This is a genomic window from Aliiglaciecola sp. NS0011-25, from assembly GCF_040370605.1.
Classification (GTDB): domain Bacteria; phylum Pseudomonadota; class Gammaproteobacteria; order Enterobacterales; family Alteromonadaceae; genus Aliiglaciecola; species Aliiglaciecola lipolytica_A.
Window position 1 is genome coordinate 29,925 of the sequence record NZ_BAABWR010000001.1, and the last position, 15,916, is coordinate 45,840.

At 41.0% G+C, this 15,916-nt stretch carries 15 protein-coding genes; 7 read left to right on the top strand and 8 right to left on the bottom strand.

Annotated elements, in window-relative coordinates; translation table 11 throughout:
• Positions 1-82: 82 nt before the first annotated feature.
• From fldB to ABWV72_RS00160, 3 genes are all read left to right on the top strand, one after another.
• Positions 83-625, top strand: a complete 543-nt coding sequence (gene fldB, locus ABWV72_RS00150) for a flavodoxin FldB (protein WP_216048932.1) — start codon at positions 83-85, stop codon at positions 623-625.
• Positions 626-632: 7 nt separating this feature from the next.
• Positions 633-1,415, top strand: coding sequence for a CLCA_X family protein (locus tag ABWV72_RS00155; RefSeq protein WP_216048933.1), 783 nt, complete (start codon positions 633-635; stop codon positions 1,413-1,415).
• 129 nt (positions 1,416-1,544) lie between these two features.
• Positions 1,545-1,955, top strand: coding sequence for an ExbD/TolR family protein (locus ABWV72_RS00160; RefSeq protein WP_216048934.1), 411 nt, complete (start codon positions 1,545-1,547; stop codon positions 1,953-1,955).
• Positions 1,956-2,061: 106 nt separating this feature from the next.
• Here ABWV72_RS00160 and ABWV72_RS00165 read toward each other — a convergent pair whose 3' ends face one another.
• The 3 genes from ABWV72_RS00165 to ABWV72_RS00175 form a co-directional block, all read right to left on the bottom strand.
• Positions 2,062-2,439: a hypothetical protein gene (locus ABWV72_RS00165; protein WP_303499185.1), complete on the bottom strand. Its 378-nt coding sequence runs from the start codon at positions 2,437-2,439 to the stop codon at positions 2,062-2,064.
• Between the two features lie 112 nt (positions 2,440-2,551).
• Entirely contained in the window at positions 2,552-3,295 is a 744-nt protein-coding gene (locus tag ABWV72_RS00170; protein ID WP_353368288.1) for a tRNA1(Val) (adenine(37)-N6)-methyltransferase, read from the bottom strand.
• An 83-nt stretch (positions 3,296-3,378) separates the two neighbouring features.
• On the bottom strand, positions 3,379-3,750 hold the full coding sequence (locus ABWV72_RS00175) for a PH domain-containing protein (RefSeq protein ID WP_216048937.1): 372 nt from the start codon (positions 3,748-3,750) through the stop codon (positions 3,379-3,381).
• Between the two features lie 187 nt (positions 3,751-3,937).
• Here ABWV72_RS00175 and ABWV72_RS00180 point away from each other — a divergent pair, with 187 nt between their 5' ends.
• Complete coding sequence (locus ABWV72_RS00180) at positions 3,938-4,921, top strand: serine/threonine dehydratase (protein WP_353368289.1); 984 nt, start codon at positions 3,938-3,940, stop codon at positions 4,919-4,921.
• 14 nt (positions 4,922-4,935) lie between these two features.
• Complete coding sequence (locus tag ABWV72_RS00185) at positions 4,936-6,588, top strand: amidohydrolase (RefSeq protein WP_216048939.1); 1,653 nt, start codon at positions 4,936-4,938, stop codon at positions 6,586-6,588.
• Positions 6,589-7,134: 546 nt separating this feature from the next.
• On the opposite strand, the gene ABWV72_RS00190 is transcribed toward ABWV72_RS00185, so the two are convergent.
• Positions 7,135-7,620 carry a GNAT family N-acetyltransferase gene (locus ABWV72_RS00190; RefSeq protein ID WP_353368290.1) on the bottom strand — a complete coding sequence of 162 codons (486 nt, stop codon included), beginning with the start codon at positions 7,618-7,620 and terminating at the stop codon, positions 7,135-7,137.
• Entirely contained in the window at positions 7,596-8,453 is an 858-nt protein-coding gene (locus tag ABWV72_RS00195; protein ID WP_342805261.1) for an MBL fold metallo-hydrolase, read from the bottom strand. The genes ABWV72_RS00190 and ABWV72_RS00195 overlap by 25 nt, the downstream gene beginning before the upstream one ends.
• A gap of 165 nt (positions 8,454-8,618) precedes the next feature.
• On the opposite strand from ABWV72_RS00195, the gene ABWV72_RS00200 reads away from it, so the two are divergent.
• Complete coding sequence (locus ABWV72_RS00200) at positions 8,619-10,349, top strand: Na+/H+ antiporter NhaC family protein (RefSeq protein ID WP_303499180.1); 1,731 nt, start codon at positions 8,619-8,621, stop codon at positions 10,347-10,349.
• 26 nt (positions 10,350-10,375) lie between these two features.
• On the opposite strand, the gene ABWV72_RS00205 is transcribed toward ABWV72_RS00200, so the two are convergent.
• Positions 10,376-11,131, bottom strand: coding sequence for a LytR/AlgR family response regulator transcription factor (locus tag ABWV72_RS00205; protein ID WP_216048943.1), 756 nt, complete (start codon positions 11,129-11,131; stop codon positions 10,376-10,378).
• The gene (locus ABWV72_RS00210) at positions 11,124-12,206 is read right to left on the bottom strand and encodes a sensor histidine kinase (RefSeq protein WP_303499178.1); all 1,083 of its coding nucleotides are present in this window, start codon (positions 12,204-12,206) and stop codon (positions 11,124-11,126) included. Before ABWV72_RS00210 ends, ABWV72_RS00205 begins: the two co-directional genes overlap by 8 nt.
• Before the next feature lie 456 nt (positions 12,207-12,662).
• Between ABWV72_RS00210 and ABWV72_RS00215 the strand changes: the two genes are divergently transcribed.
• Entirely contained in the window at positions 12,663-15,620 is a 2,958-nt protein-coding gene (locus tag ABWV72_RS00215; RefSeq protein WP_353368291.1) for a TonB-dependent receptor domain-containing protein, read from the top strand.
• Positions 15,621-15,706: 86 nt separating this feature from the next.
• On the opposite strand, the gene ABWV72_RS00220 is transcribed toward ABWV72_RS00215, so the two are convergent.
• On the bottom strand, positions 15,707-15,916 hold the full coding sequence (locus tag ABWV72_RS00220) for a DUF1653 domain-containing protein (protein WP_353368292.1): 210 nt from the start codon (positions 15,914-15,916) through the stop codon (positions 15,707-15,709).

Sequence of the window (15,916 nt, forward strand, 5' to 3'; positions counted from 1 at the left end):
GTTGAGTAATCGTTAATACCTATTTCGTTTAGGAGCGTTTCTAAATAACGCATCCCTTATCGGAATTAGTATGAGGAAAAAAATGTCAGAAAACGCCCTAAACATTGGTTTATTTTTCGGTTCTACCACCTGTTATACAGAAATGGCCGCAGAAAAAATCCAATCAGAAATCAACGAACTTTTCGATGCCCCTGTTGTTCAACTATTTAATATAAAAGACGTAGCATTGAGCAAAGCACAATCATTCGACATATTGTTGTTCGGCATTTCCACATGGGATTTTGGTGAACTGCAGGAAGATTGGGAGTCGACTTGGGATGATATTAAAAGCCTGAACTTAAAAGGAAAAACCGTTGCCTTGTTCGGATTAGGAGACCAAATTGGTTATGCCGACTGGTTTCAGGATGCGCTAGGAATGTTACACGACGAGTTAGCAGTGCTTGAGTGTGAATTTATAGGCTATTGGCCCAATCAAGGATATGAGTTTAATCATTCCAAAGGACTGACTGCAGATAAAAGTCATTTTGTTGGATTATCATTAGATGATGAAAACCAATACGACTTAAGCGAACAACGTATCAGTCAATGGTGTGAACAACTGCTGACTGAAATTCCACTAAGCTAGCCATCTAATGTCGGATATTATCCCTAGAATTCAGCGACCTTTTTATCGAAACGGTGCAGAGCATCGGGCGGGAGCGGACGTAAGTTTTGGAGATATTCGTAAAATTTTCGGTTTCAAGACGATTCAAATCGGAAAATGGGTAACCCAATCTGAGCAACAGTTAGCGGCTAACCTATTTTTCGATGCGCTGTGTGACTTAATGGACATCTTGCAAGTCAATGAGCAAGTCATTTCCCTCAATGGTACTTTGTCACTGGCTTTTGGGATTGGCGGACAAAAGCACAGTAGCGCACATTATCATGCACCTAAGAGACAACTATCCTTAGCTAAAAATGCAGGTGGCGGCGCCCTAGCCCATGAGTGGTTCCATGGTTTCGATCATTACATTAGCGCTAAAATGTATTCCACAAACCTACCCCATGCATTTGCCTCTAGTCTTTGGTTAGAAGATGCCATAATGCATTCACATCCTTTAAACCAAACCCTCTCGAATTGGTTTCAAACCTTATTTTTAGACAGTAATGGAATCGAGCCCAGCGAATATGTCACACGCTGCGTACAAGCAGATAAAAGCATGCAACTGTATTATTTCGCTCAACCACAAGAGATGGCTGCAAGGGCGTTTGAAGCAGCTATTCAGGATCAAAGCGTTAAAAATGCATTCCTAGTGCAAGGCACAAAACAAACTGTAGAAGCACAAGTAGGAATATATCCGATTGAAAAACATAGGTTAGAAAGTAACGCTAGTGTACTGAAATATTTTAGAATTTTGGGGAAAGCGCTCAATTAACGGGCAATTTTAAACTCAAATTAAAATTAATTGCTAAAATCTAGCAACAAATTTCATTTAACGCATTTACTCTGACACCAAAGTGATTCTATACTAGGACATTAACGATTAGTAACTGTGGTTGAATTTATGAGAAAGAAAAAGCACGGCTCCGCTGATGACGAAGCTCAAATTGATATGACCCCCATGCTAGACATCGTTTTTATTATGTTGATTTTCTTCATTGTAACGACGTCTTTTGTGAAAGAAGCTGGCTTGATGGCTAATCGTCCAAAGGCTCCAGATGCGCCGCCGCCGCCAAGTAATGCAAAAACATTGGCGATACGAATTGATCAGCAAGGTACCATTGTAATGGATAACCGTGAAGTTGATATCCGTCGTGTTGTGGCAAACATCCAAAGCTTTTTAGCAGAGAATAATACTGATTCTGCAGCGATCCAGGCTCATTCAAAAACCAAGCACGGTATCGTGGTTGAAGTAATGAACCAAGCCAAAGAAGCAGGAATAGACAAAGTGTCAATTCTTGTTAAAGACAGCTGATAAGATTCAAGTTGATTTTAAAAGCCCTTCAATTGAAGGGCTTTTTTTTGGCTGCTACTTTGTTATGACTCAAACTTGAGAATTATTCAGGTGATAGTTAATTTAACTAAACAAAATCTTTAATAATACGTTTGACCGAACGATGGTTTCTGGCTACACAGACATCATCAGCCACATGATCGGCAGGATAACCATACAACCCAAACCTATCTCCCTTGCTGTGAGTGATGATAACAACATGCTCAGGTGGCTTATCAATATTGCCTCGAAATGGATCAATTACTGGCACCTCATAGCGCCCAAGTTTGATTAGTGCCACACGTCGCCCATTACGATACATAAATCTGTCGAAAACGGGGTTATTTAAGATACTGTAAACTGCAAATTTGGGAATTTGAAACGGAATACCTTGCCATACAATTTCAACAATTTGCAGCTTATCGGCTAAGTTAGAGATTGAATCCGGTAGTTCAATATCACGCATACATCACCACTTTATCTAAACCATCTAAATTAAATATAGCAACAAATATGCTAAGAGAAAATTGTTTGTATAAAAAACCTTCAGCAAAGCAACTTAAAGTAACCATGCCGATTCAAAAATTAATATAGTAGTCCCGACAAAGATCTAGGTATTCATCGGAATAAGCGCCTTGTTGGTTATGTATACTGAATTCCTTTGTAATTAGCTCTGTTTGACTAAATCCAAACCTTAGTAATTGACGTATTGCCGGCTTAGAAGGATTTGATTTCACCACTGTTAGCATTTGACAGTAAAGGCCTTGCTGCTTAGCAAGAGTAAAGATATCGCCACTTTGCAACGGTAATATGCAGTAAAAATGCCCATGCGGTGTTAATAAATTAGATACTGAGTGGAATAATTCGGCGAGGCTTAAGCGCGTATCGTGTCTAGCTTGCCTTCTTGATTCACTCATGAAATTAGCGTCTGTGACTTCTAGCTCTCCCATTTTTCCTTCAAAGTATGGCGGATTGCTCACAATTAAGTCGTATTGAGATGACCTAGGTAATTGCTGCAAAGCTGTATGTTGGAAAGACAGTTTTGTTGTCCACGGACAGTTGTTCGCATTTTTTCGAGCCTGTAAAACCGCTTTCTCATCAACATCTATGCCCAATATGTGACTTTGCTCGGCAGCTCGTTGCGCCAACATAATCGCAATTAAGCCACTGCCGGTTCCAATATCTAAAATAGAAGAGTAATTGCCTTTCGCCACCCAGCTTCCTAACAATATCCCATCGGTTCCCACTTTCATGGCACAATCTTTATGTTCAATATCGAATTGTTTAAATCGAAATCCGTTAAATTTAGTTTTGGGGATCATTTGGGAGGATCACTTACTTGCACGCTGCTATTCATAAAGTAGACGAGGTGGAAAATCATTCCCACCTAATTTGGCTATATCGCTTAAAACATATAATCGGCAAGGGTACGTTGAATGCCAACTACCACATTTTTATTTAATTCTTTTTCAATTGGCTCATCAATTCCAGATATCCAAATTTTGAACTCAGCATCTAAATCGAAATGTCCTGCGGTTTCCAGTTTAAATTGGGTAATTGCCCGATAAGGAATTGAGTGATAGTCGACTTTTCTTCCAGTTAAACCTTGTTTATCTATTAATATCAAACGCTTATTAGTAAAGACGTACATATCACGGATTTCTTTAAATACACGTTCTATGGTTTCACTTGCCCCTATGATAGGAGCTAACTCTTCACTAACGTCAGCCACATTAATTTCTGACGCATTCCCCATTATTTTGTCTAACAATCCCATTTTTGTCTCCTGATTCATGTTGCGGTATTAAGCATAGGGGATTGGTTGCAAAACACAATACACCTATACCCATTGTGTCGAGTTTATGCTTCACTAGGAAATCAAAAATAAACGTCAGACGAAGTAAGCCGCTTACTATACATAAAATCTGTAGATAACGACTTAATATGCGAAAAAAGGAGTCTAGATGACAAGCTATTCTGACATTGTTCAAGCCCGCAAACGGATTGCTTCAATGATACATCAAACCCCAATAATTGAATCTTCGTTATTGAATGAATGGTTGGGCAGCCGAATCTTATTTAAAGCAGAATGTTTACAACGAACCGGCGCATTCAAAGTGCGCGGTGCTATTAATACCTTGGCCAAACTAGCCGAACAGAATGCTTTACCAGAACGTGTGGTTGCCAATAGTTCAGGCAATCATGCCCAAGCAGTTGCATACGCAGCCAGCCTATATGGTATTCCAGCGAAAATATTTAGTACCGAAAATGTATCGGTAGTAAAAGCACAAGCTACTCGGTATTATGGTGCTGAACTAGCGCTATACCCAACTCGACTAGAAGCAGACGATGCAGTAAAACAGGCATCCATAGAACCAGGAACCTTGTGGATACCTCCATTTAATCACCCCGACATTATCGCTGGACAGGGCACCTTGGTAGTGGATGCACTCGAACAAACAGGTGATGTAGACGCGATATTTGCGCCCTGTGGTGGCGGTGGACTATTATCAGGCACATTAATTGCGGCTCGAGCCCTTTGTCCATCGGCAAAAATATTGGGGGCAGAACCACTGGTAGCCAACGATGCCGCAGAGTCTTTACGTCAGAATAAAATAATAACGCTGAACAAACCACCGCAAACCATGGCCGATGGGGCTGCGACGCCATCAATAGGTGAGCATACTTTTGCGGTACTAAAAATGCTAGATGGTATAGTGGAAGTATCCGAACCTGATATCGCTTACTGGACTCAGTGGTTGCAACATTTACTCAAGCTGCTTATGGAGCCCACCAGCGCTATGTCGATGCAGGCCGTCATTGAGTGGTTAAAACATCAACCGAAAGGTCAAACAATATTAGTGCTGTTATCGGGCGGAAATATTGATCATAAAAAAATGCAACAAATTTGGTCCGTCGATTACCTAGGTCATTTACCTAGCTTATAAAAATAAGAGGATTTATGAAAAATTTACTTGTACTGCTTGTCTGTTTCCTTAGCTTTTTTACACATGCTAAACCAACAATGGTAGGCAATGTTAAAGGATATACCCTCAATAATGATGGAGCGATGATCCAGTTTTCTCATATAGTCTTTGAAAACGGCAAAGTGATTTCCATCGGCGATCAAACCTTAATGAATCAATATCCAGATAGTGTATTTATTGATGGCCGCCAAAAAACCCTTTTACCGGGCTTAATTGATGCGCACGGGCATTTATTATACCTTGGCTACTCATTGCTAGAAGTTGACTTACGCGATGTGCAATCTGCACAACTGTCAGCCTCTAAGGTAGGCGAATATGCAGCAGCAAACTCACATTTAGAGTGGATAATTGGCGGCGGATGGAATCAAGTATTGTGGCCAGACAAACAATTTCCCAAAGCACAACTGCTTGACGAATATGTGAATGAAACCCCTGTTATTTTAAGTCGAGTGGATGGTCATGCCGTTTGGGTTAACAGTAAAGCAATGCAAATCGCGGGCATAGACAAAGACACTTTGGATCCGCCAGGTGGCAAGATCATTCGAGATGAACAAGGAAATCCATCAGGTGTATTAATAGATACGGCGATGGATTTACTATCGGAACATCTACCAGAAGAAAGTAACGACAGCATTGAAGCTAGCTTAGAAGCCGCTTCACAGCACTTACTTTCAGTGGGTATAACCAATGTGCATGACGCTGGAATAAGCAAATCAGAATATGATTTTTTTAAACAAAAAGCCTTAGCAGAAAGTTTAGCTGTGCGTATTTATGCAATGTTCTGGTTTGAAGATCCCAGTTTACAGGAAGTACTCGAGGCGGGTTATTTTAATGATCCCGACGATTTTTTATCGATTAGAAGTGTCAAAGCCATGGCCGATGGAGCCCTAGGTAGTCGTGGAGCAGCTTTGTTCGAAGACTATTCAGATGCAGCTGACAACAAGGGGCTGATGGTCATGCAGGAAGCACAATTTAAACCCCTTTTTGATTTGGTACTCAAGCACAAATTTCAACTCAATGTGCACGCTATTGGTGATCTCGCTAATCACTTAGCCTTAAATCAATTTGAAGCCTCATTCAAAACCGTTGGCGGTAAAGAGCTGCGCAATAGAGTGGAACATGCTCAAGTTATCAGCTTGAATGATATCCCACGCTTTAAACAACTAGACATCATTCCCTCCATGCAACCTACCCATGCCACCAGCGATATGAACATGGCTGAAGACCGTTTAGGAAAAGACCGTTTACGTGGTGCATACGCTTGGAAACGCTTCATTGATCAGGGCTCACCATTGCCGCTAGGTTCAGATTTTCCAGTTGAATTAGCTAATCCATTTTATGGCATTCACGCAGCTGTCACCCGTCAGGATAGAAACAACCAACCTGTCGAAGGTTGGATTCCTAGTCAAGCTTTAAGTCTCCAACAAGCTTTTAAAGGCTTTACCATAGATGCAGCCTATGCCGCTCATCAAGAAAAAGTGTTAGGTGGATTAACTAAAGGTAAATGGGCTGACTTCATTTTGATAGATCAGGATATCTTCGAAATTGATAAGAAAGAACTTTGGAAAACTAACGTAGTGGAAACTTGGGTTGCTGGTAAACGCGTATATGAGAATAGTAAAGAATAAATAGAAGGAAAAAACCCGCACAAACCACAGGACACGAAAATTTGTGCGGGTAGTATTGCCTTCCTGCCTCAAACAACTTAGCTAGCGTTTGAAGTATTTCAACATTGTTTATTATTTTTATTATCAATGGTTACACACATAACTTTTCTATCGTAGATGCGTAATCAAAGCTTACTTAGCAGCTTCAGTGCCAACTTTTTTATATATAAAAATCAATGACTTAATTTTTTCACATTGGTGTCTTTTGACGCACATCATACCAGTTTGGTGCATTAGCACTTTATTAGGGCGTACCGTTCAAACGAGTGCCTATTTTATGCGCATATATTTTCACTTTTTCGCCCTCATATAATTGTTCGTTATTTGTACATGCGCTTGATTGCTATGGGAAATTTTGAACTCAGAGTTGACTGCGAGGGTAAAATTAAATAGTTACTTTAGATTTGAAAACGAATGTTTTGCATGGCGGCGTTGATTGATTTTGTCTTCAACCCCCAAACTTGCGTTGTTTTAACCTGATTAGTGCTGATTATTTCAATCTGTTATTTAGTCTTTAATTAAATAGTCACACTTAGCCATCTCAGGTGTTATAGAATCCGGATAATTTACTCGCCGGAAACCCAAAGATTGATACAGCTTCTTAGCGACTTTATTATGAGGCCATACAAATAACGAAAAGCCCTTAGTTACTAGGTATTCGGGGGCTTGAGTCAGTAGTTGCTTAACGAGTTGCTTACCAACACCACAGCCTCTGTTCTGAGGATTGACAACCAAACGGGCTAAGTGACACCTTCCAAGTCGTTCATAACACTGCCCAAAAGCGAGCAATTTGTTTTTGGTATCTATTAGCTTATAACTCCTTCCCTGCGCTAATTTAGTTTCTACAATTAGACTGCGGGAGCTAATGGGGAAGGAGATGTTAGGTCCCCCCCAATCACGAATTTCATCAAAACTGACAAACCACCCACAAAGGCTGGCTATATCCTGTTCGGAGGCCTCGACTAAAATTAACGGTAAAGTGTTCTTATCCATTTTTCTTCATTGATAAAAGCCCAGCTCCATTCTTTCCATTTATCATCTAATCCCGCGTCTATAATATCTTCAACTGGCAAGCCATTTATCTTCAACTGTTTAACTTGCGAAGATGTTTGTTTAATCATTTCAACAAATGCCTGTAATTGCGCCTTGTCGCCTAAAGGTCCATGACCTGGAATAATTTTAGTATCATCATCAATCATACTAATCAGTTTTTCTACCCCGGCAATGTAACCTTTTACTGAGCCCCCACTATCAATATCGATATAGGGAAAAAGCCCATTGAAAAATAAATCACCAGTATGCAAAACATTGGCTTTTTCAAACATAACGACACTGTCTCCATCGGTATGAGCGTTGGATAAATGCATTACTTTTAGTGTGTCACCATTAAAGTGAAAGGTAACACCTTGAGAATAAGTTACGACAGGCAATTCCGAGTGTTTATGCTCCTCTTTGTTTAGCAGTCGGACACGGACATTATCGTGGGCGAAAATAGTGGCATCTTTGACTTCTTTCATATACGCATTTGAGCCAGTATGATCACCGTGATAGTGGGTATTAATCACGTACCTTAACTTGTCTTTCAGAATTGAATCTAAAGCAGCAGAGATTTTTTCTGCCATAGGTTCATATTGGTCATCAATAATCAGAAGCCCATCTTCACCGGCTGATACCCCAATATTTCCGCCCATACCCGTTAGCATATAGACTGAATCCCCCAAATTTTCAGACTTCATAGTAACGTCATCAGGATTATTTTGAGCATAGCCAGACGTAGTTAAAAATCCAGTTAACAGAAACATCAATAAAACAACTTGTTTACGCATTTTCCTATCCTATGTGTTTAATCAGTTATGAATATAAAGAGCTCAACTAATCGTTAGCATTTAACGACAATAGTGCCTAAATAGCTTAGAAGTTTAGCCTCCTTGGATGCTAGACTATTACTTTCTCAATTTGCTAAAGACATAATTACTTAGAGTGGCGCTAGAATGAATAAATTGCAAAATAAGTTGACCTTTTTATGTATTATTTTAGGTTTAATAGGCGCTTTGTATGTCAATTTATATGTTTCAGCAACTTGGGTCGAATCAAGGATACAATACCAAACCTACTTAACAGAACAAGGTGAATGGGCATACGTAAAGCAAGGTAATGAACAAATTATTAGCGACGTTACTCCTTACGAACTATCGCCACTGGCCCAGCATAAACTAAATTTACTGACCTCAGAACCAGAAATAAAAGAACAGTGGGTTGTCATCTCAGACGTCGGTCAAAACCCTATTTTACTTCGCGCAGATTATCACTTTAAAGTATGGTCGCTGTTACCAGCATTCATCGCGATCGCCCTATGCTTAATCAGCCGAGAACCTCTGCTTGCCTTGTTTAGCGGGATCGTTGTGGGCGCTTTTATGTTAGGCAAGTTTGATATCAGCCAAGAAGTTTTAATACCTAATATGGCCACCACTGACGCAGCCTCAATTTTAATATTGTATTTGTGGTTGCTGGGCGGGCTGATGGGAATTTGGTCTAAAACAGGCGCGGCACAAGCGTTTGCGGAAATGATGAGTGAACGCTTTGTCACCGGTCCTCGTTCAGCAAAGCTAGTAACTTGGATGTTAGGGGTGTTGTTTTTCCAAGGTGGCACCATGAGTACTGTATTAGTTGGTACCACTGTCAAGCCCATGGCTGACAAAGCGAATGTGAGCCATGAAGAACTGAGTTATGTGGTTGACTCCACCGCTTCGCCTATTGCAGCAGTGATCGCATTTAACGCCTGGCCTGCATATATTCAGGCATTTATATTTGTTCCAGGGGTGGCATTCTTAGCCACTGAAGCCGACCGAATAGCTTTCTTTTTTTCCAGTATTCCATTTAGTTTTTACGGCATTTTTGCAGTAATTGGTACTCTCCTTCTTAGCTTAGAATTCACCGTTTTTTCCGGTGCACCAATTCGCAAAGCCATTTCTAGGGCCAGACTGACCGGCCAGTTAGATGCTCCAGACGCGGCCCCTATTAGCGCAAAAGAACTGCAAGAGACGAGCGTGCCTGAAGGGTATAACCCTCATTGGATCGAGTTTGTTTTTCCTTTAGTCAGTCTAATTGGGATTGCTGTGGTAACCTTTATATTCACCGGTACCCCACAAATTCACTGGGCTTTTGGCGGTGCGTTACTCATCGCTGTACTCTTCGCGCTGGGTAAAGGTATGCAAATTCGCGAAATGCTCAATGGGCTTGGTATAGGCTGGAAAGGAGTCGTTGTTGCATCCGTCATTTTAATGTTAGCTATCACCATCGGCACTATCAGCAAACAACTTGGCGGCGGAATTTATTTAGTAGATCTACTAGGCGAAGAGCTACCGTTTTGGATTTTACCGGTGGTTTTACAACTACTCACCATGATCATCGCGTTTTCCACAGGTACAAGTTGGGGAACATTTGCCATTGCATTCCCATTAGCGATGCCCTTGGTGTGGGACATTTCTCAAAACGAAATGTTAGCTAATCCAGAAGTATTTATGATGATTTGTTTTGCTGCTGTTTTAAATGGCAGCGTGTATGGCGACCAATGCTCACCGATATCGGATACCACCATTTTAAGTTCCATGACAACTGGCTGCGATTTAATGGATCATGTGAAAACACAACTTGTTCCTGCTACATTTGCCGCTTCGATTGCCGCGGTTTTATGGACGTTATGCGCGCTGTTTATGAGTTAATCTTAAGCTGAAATAACGTTCTCTGTTTAGTTGGTTAACTCGTCGAGTTTCACTCTATTTCGACGAGATAGGGTTAACACCTCACCACTTTGTAAAATCACTGAATAATCTCCTTTATCATTCGGCCGTAATTCACTTATTGCACTACGACGGACAATAGATGAACGGTGGATTCGCACAAATTCTTGGGGATTAAGCTGTTCTTCTAAAGTCGAAAGTGTTTCTCGATGCAATACATGCTTGCCATCATCAAGATGAATTTCGGCGTAATTTCCCGCCCCAGAAATAAAGGTAATTTGAGCCACATCAATTAAACGAATTCGCCCAGGATCTCGTATTACTAATCTTTCACGATACGCTTTTTGCTGCTCATAAAGCATCTGCTGAATGGCCTCACTCAATTTAGCATAGTCATCTTGTTGCTCACCGGTGATTTTTGCTCTAGCCCGCTCCAGCGCTTTAAAAAAACGTTCATCATCGTAAGGCTTCAAAATGTAATCAATCGCATTGAGCTCGAATGCCTCTACAGCATGCTCATTATAAGCGGTTGCAAAAATAATAACGCTTTCAGGAGGTACATGTTTAGCAACTTGGATACCCGATATTTTTGGCATTTCAATATCTAAAAATACCACGTCAGGTTTAAATTCGCTGACCAGTGAGAGTGCTTGATTGCCATCTTCGGCCTCATAAATATTGCCAATATCTGATTCGTTGGATAATAATACTTTGATAGTTTCCCGAGCCAAATATTCATCGTCTGCGATAAGAACATTAAGCATCTTGTCCTCCTATCGGTATTGCTAATAAGGTTTCGAATAAATCGTTTTCAAGTGGATGCAATTCCAAACGAAATTGTCCATATAATCGAGCTAACCTCTCACGGGTATTGCTAAGGCCAATTCCAAAGCCACAGTGATTATCGTTCCTTGCAACCTTGTTGGTTAACACGACTTTAAGTTCGTTTTCATCTCGACTTATATCTAAATTCAAAAGGTTTCGACTCGACTCTAATTGGGAACCATGCTGCACCGCATTTTCAACTAAAGGATGCAAAAGCATGTTCGGAATAGTCAGCTCGAGACATTCTGGCTGCACATGAATATGGGTATCTAATTTATCTGCAAAGCGCATTTTTTGGATCGCTAAATAACTGTTTATAAAAGCAACTTCGTCTTTGATCTTAATATCATCATGATTTTTAGTTTCGAGTATTTTACGTAACATAATACTCAATTCGGATAGGGCTGTTACTGCATCCTTTTCACGTTTTAAGCGCACTAAGCTGGCAATAGTATTCAATGCATTAAACAGAAAGTGGGGGTTCAGCTGAGAACGTAAAGTCCGTAACTGTTCTTGGGTGAGTTCATGATGTAAGCGCTTCAATTCAAGACTTTCTTGCACTGCATTATGATAAAAACGCAATGCCATCGCTGCCCCAAGCACTCCTAAATACATAGAAATATCCAATTGTGCATTCTGAGTTATGGTGCGCAGAAAGTAATACGAAAACTCATCCATTGTTCGATCTGTTACGGCGATGATGAGTAGATGCGCCGTGCCCCAATAGATAAATAGAATAAACACCATCCAACTTAAGTGGAAAAAAACTTTAACAGTGGTTGAATGAGATGAGTGACTTGTGTATTGCACTAGCTTAAAGATAATGGCGGTCACGCCTATCCAAATAATAAACCAAGGACTTATCGCGATCCAAAGTTCAGTCCAATTTGGATTTTTGTCATTTTGCTCAAACGCTAAAAATTTAACGTGTGTGTAAAGGGCGTGAACAGCCAACCAAAAGAAGGTGTTGGCAAACCAGAAATAGCGATTAAAAATAAGTTTTGAATGGGCCATTTCAATTATTCTTTATCGTTGGCTTTTTTTTAACATATCGATGTTTTCATAAATAATCCACACATAAAATTGCATTAAAGTGGGTTAACTATTCGTCACAACCTGTCCCCACTCGCCCCAAAACCATCTCAATTAAAACTTTAGAAGTAATCAGCCTAAAGCACAACAAAAATCGTACAATTATATTTTAATCATTAAATTTCAATAACTTAATAAGTTTTAGGGTAATTTTTTGGGCAACAGTTAAACCTGCACAGCCGCCGTTCATCGAAAGTTCCCCCGCTTCAACACGCAAAACACTCCTTTGGTCACACACTTACAACGCTTGACGGAAACCACCTAGAGCAACTCCGAGATAGCGCATAGCTTATCTCTAGACAAGTGGTTTTTGTCACAAACTAACTATACAAAAAATGTGAGTCCAATTAACCATTGAGACCCATTGGGGAGCTAAAAATGTATATCACCTCAAAACTAGCCAGATCAATTAAGTTGGCACTTTGTGCTAGCTCGATGGCAGCAATTAGCACATCATTTGTTGCCGCTCAAGAAGCTACAGACACGACCGATGTAGAAAAGATTTCAATAACAGGTAGTCGTATTTTGTCACCCGGAGTTGAATCATCCAGTCCTATTTTTTCCTTGGGAGAGGAAGAGATTGGTTATTTACAAACCCCCGAGTTTGAAAAAATAATTCGCTCATTACCCTCTACTATTCCTGCCGATGGTGGCAACGTAAATAATGGCACCGCAGGTGCTGCAACCATAGATTTACGTGGTTTAGGGGCGCAACGTAATTTAGTACTGCTAAATGGAAAACGCATGGTGCCATTTAATTTTAATGGCCAAGTAGATACCGCCAACATTCCTACGGCACTAATTGACAGAATCGATGTAGTCACCGGGGGAGCTTCTGCCGTTTATGGTTCTGACGCCATTTCTGGTGCAGTGAACGTTGTACTGAAGAACAACTTTCAAGGTGTTGCTCTGGATATGAATCACTCGCAAAGTAGCGAAAGTGATGGCGACCAAGACAATATGTCTCTTACCATTGGCGCTAACTTTGACGACAGCCGAGGGAATGCGGTTTTATCAATTAGCTGGATGGAACGGGACTCAGTACTGCTCGGCGATCGTTCCTTAGGATTATTCGGTATTAATTCCAACACAGGTTCCGGTTATCAAGAGTTTCTAAACGGAGATGTAGCCACACCGCCGCCGGCTGGTTGTGGCGGTCCAAACGTTGTGGATTTATCTGGTAGCGGTTCAACTACTGCAATCCCCACTCGATTTGAATTAATAGGAACCGGTGTAAGTGGACAGTTTAGAGAGGACGGTACCCTTGGTTCAAACTGTAGTTTATTCAACTTTAACCCATTTAATTATTATCAAACGCCAGCTCAACGTTATGGCGCAACAGCCCTTGCCAACTATGAAATAAACGATCACATGGAATTCTACTCATCGTTTAACTTCACTAATACCACAGTGGTTCAGCAAGTCGCGCCTTCCGGTACATTTGGTAGCAGTTTCAATTTACCGCTATACAACCCTCTCATTGGCACACAGGCTTTAGACTTTATTCTTGATGGCGCGAATGCAGCTGTAGGTGATGGAACCTTATTAAATGGTGGTAGTTGGACTGACGCTAACAACAACGGAATTGTGGATACCGAAGACTCGTTAACGGTTCGATTACGCAGACGTACGTTAGAACTAGGTCCGCGCTCGGAACGCTATGACGCTGAGCTTTGGCAAATTAATGCCGGTATTCGCGGCGAGTTAGTAGCCGACTGGGATTATGATTTTTCTTACCAGTATGGTGAGTCAAACCGCACTACTGTTCGAGACGGCTATACCAATCTTGGTAACATCCAAAATGCATTGGATACCCGTGATGGTGTCACCTGTGCAGTGGGTGGAACTTGTGTTCCTATTAATTTATTTGGCGGCTTTGGCACTATTACAGATGCAGCTTCGGCCTACGCTAGAGCGATTGCTTTACAGCAACAAAAATACGAACAAGAAATTATCTCCCTCGTACTTACCGGCCCAGTAGACTTCATTGAGTTACCCACAGCTGGGGCTCCACTAGCCATGAGTTTTGGTTTTGAAAACAGGACGGAGACTGGTATTTTGGAGCCGGATGAATGTTTAAAAGAAACCCCAGCTAGCTGTCAAGGTGGAGCTGGAGGTAACTTGCTTCCAATTAAAGGTGGTTTTAAAGTTGATGAATTTTATTTTGAAGGGATTCTACCCGTGTTCGATGGTGCTGCGTTTGCTGAAACCATGGATCTAGAATTCGGTTTTAGGACTTCAGATTTTGATACTATCGGAACTGCAGAATCATGGAAAATAGGATTCAATTGGCGTCCAGTAGGGCCACTGTTATTGCGAGTGATGCAACAAAAAGCCAATAGAGCGCCAAACGTAGGTGAACTGGCTTCCCCTGTCACATCTGGTTTAGATAATGCCGTTATTGATCCCTGCTCGATAGCCAATGCAGGAAATATTGACGCGGCATTAACAGCACTATGTGTCTCAACTGGCATGACTGAAGCGCAAGTAGGCGTGATACCCGACATTATCTCAGGTCAAATCAATACCTTTAACGGCAGTTCACCCAGTAATCCGCCAGGACCAGAAGAAGCAGACACCTTCACTGCTGGTTTCGTGTGGACCCCAGATTTTGATTGGGCCAACGACTTTACATTATCGGTCGATTATTACGACATCGATATTTCTGGGATCATTGGTAATTTTTCCGCGCAGGAAATACTTGATTCATGTTATATCAATGGTGACGCTGGTGAATGTGCCAAAATCAATCGTGTTGGAGGAGACTTAACCGGTTCTGCGGCGGGTGTAAATCAATTCACTACCAATTTGAAGTATCTTCGTGCTGAAGGGATTGAAATTGGATTCAACATGAATTTTGATTTAGATGACATGGGTAATCTCGCTATCTCAGGTAACATCAATAAATACTTAACTCAGGAGTCACAAAGCTCAGACACAGTACCAGTGCTAGACTGCAAAGGATATTATGGCACCAGTTGTGATCCGCTATCTGATATACGTTGGATTCAGCGCACCACATGGTCATATGATGACTTTACTGTTTCGTTATTATGGAGACATATTAATTCTGTGGATGTAGAGCCAGGTGAGCGTGACTTGCGATTTGAAGCCTTCAGAAAAATTGATTCTTACGATTACTTCGACATATTTGCCAGTTATAGTTTTACTAAATATGCCACCTTTACTTTGGGTATAGATAATATGTTTGACAAGGAACCACCGGTTTTGGGTAATGATATTGGTGACACCAGTTCAAATTCGGGCAATACCTTTCCAAGCAACTATGAAGTCTTAGGTAGAATCTATAAAGCAGGGCTTAAATTTAAGTTTTGATACTGTTATCTAGCCATTAACACAAACCTAAAACGGAGCTTAAATAGCTCCGTTTTGATTGCTGTTTTAGCAACCTTAGGCTTAACTTACTCTTCCACAAAACGAAAACGAAGGGTGGATTTGCCATCAATCACCACCTCTTCAGTAAACATCTCCAATGGCCTTACCCACAACTTGCCTTCTCCATATAGTGGACGATAAACCACTAACTCAGACTCATCTTCGGAATGTTTAGCCACTCCAATCACTTGATAATCATTACCTTTATAATGACGATACTTACCCGCTTTTAGCAT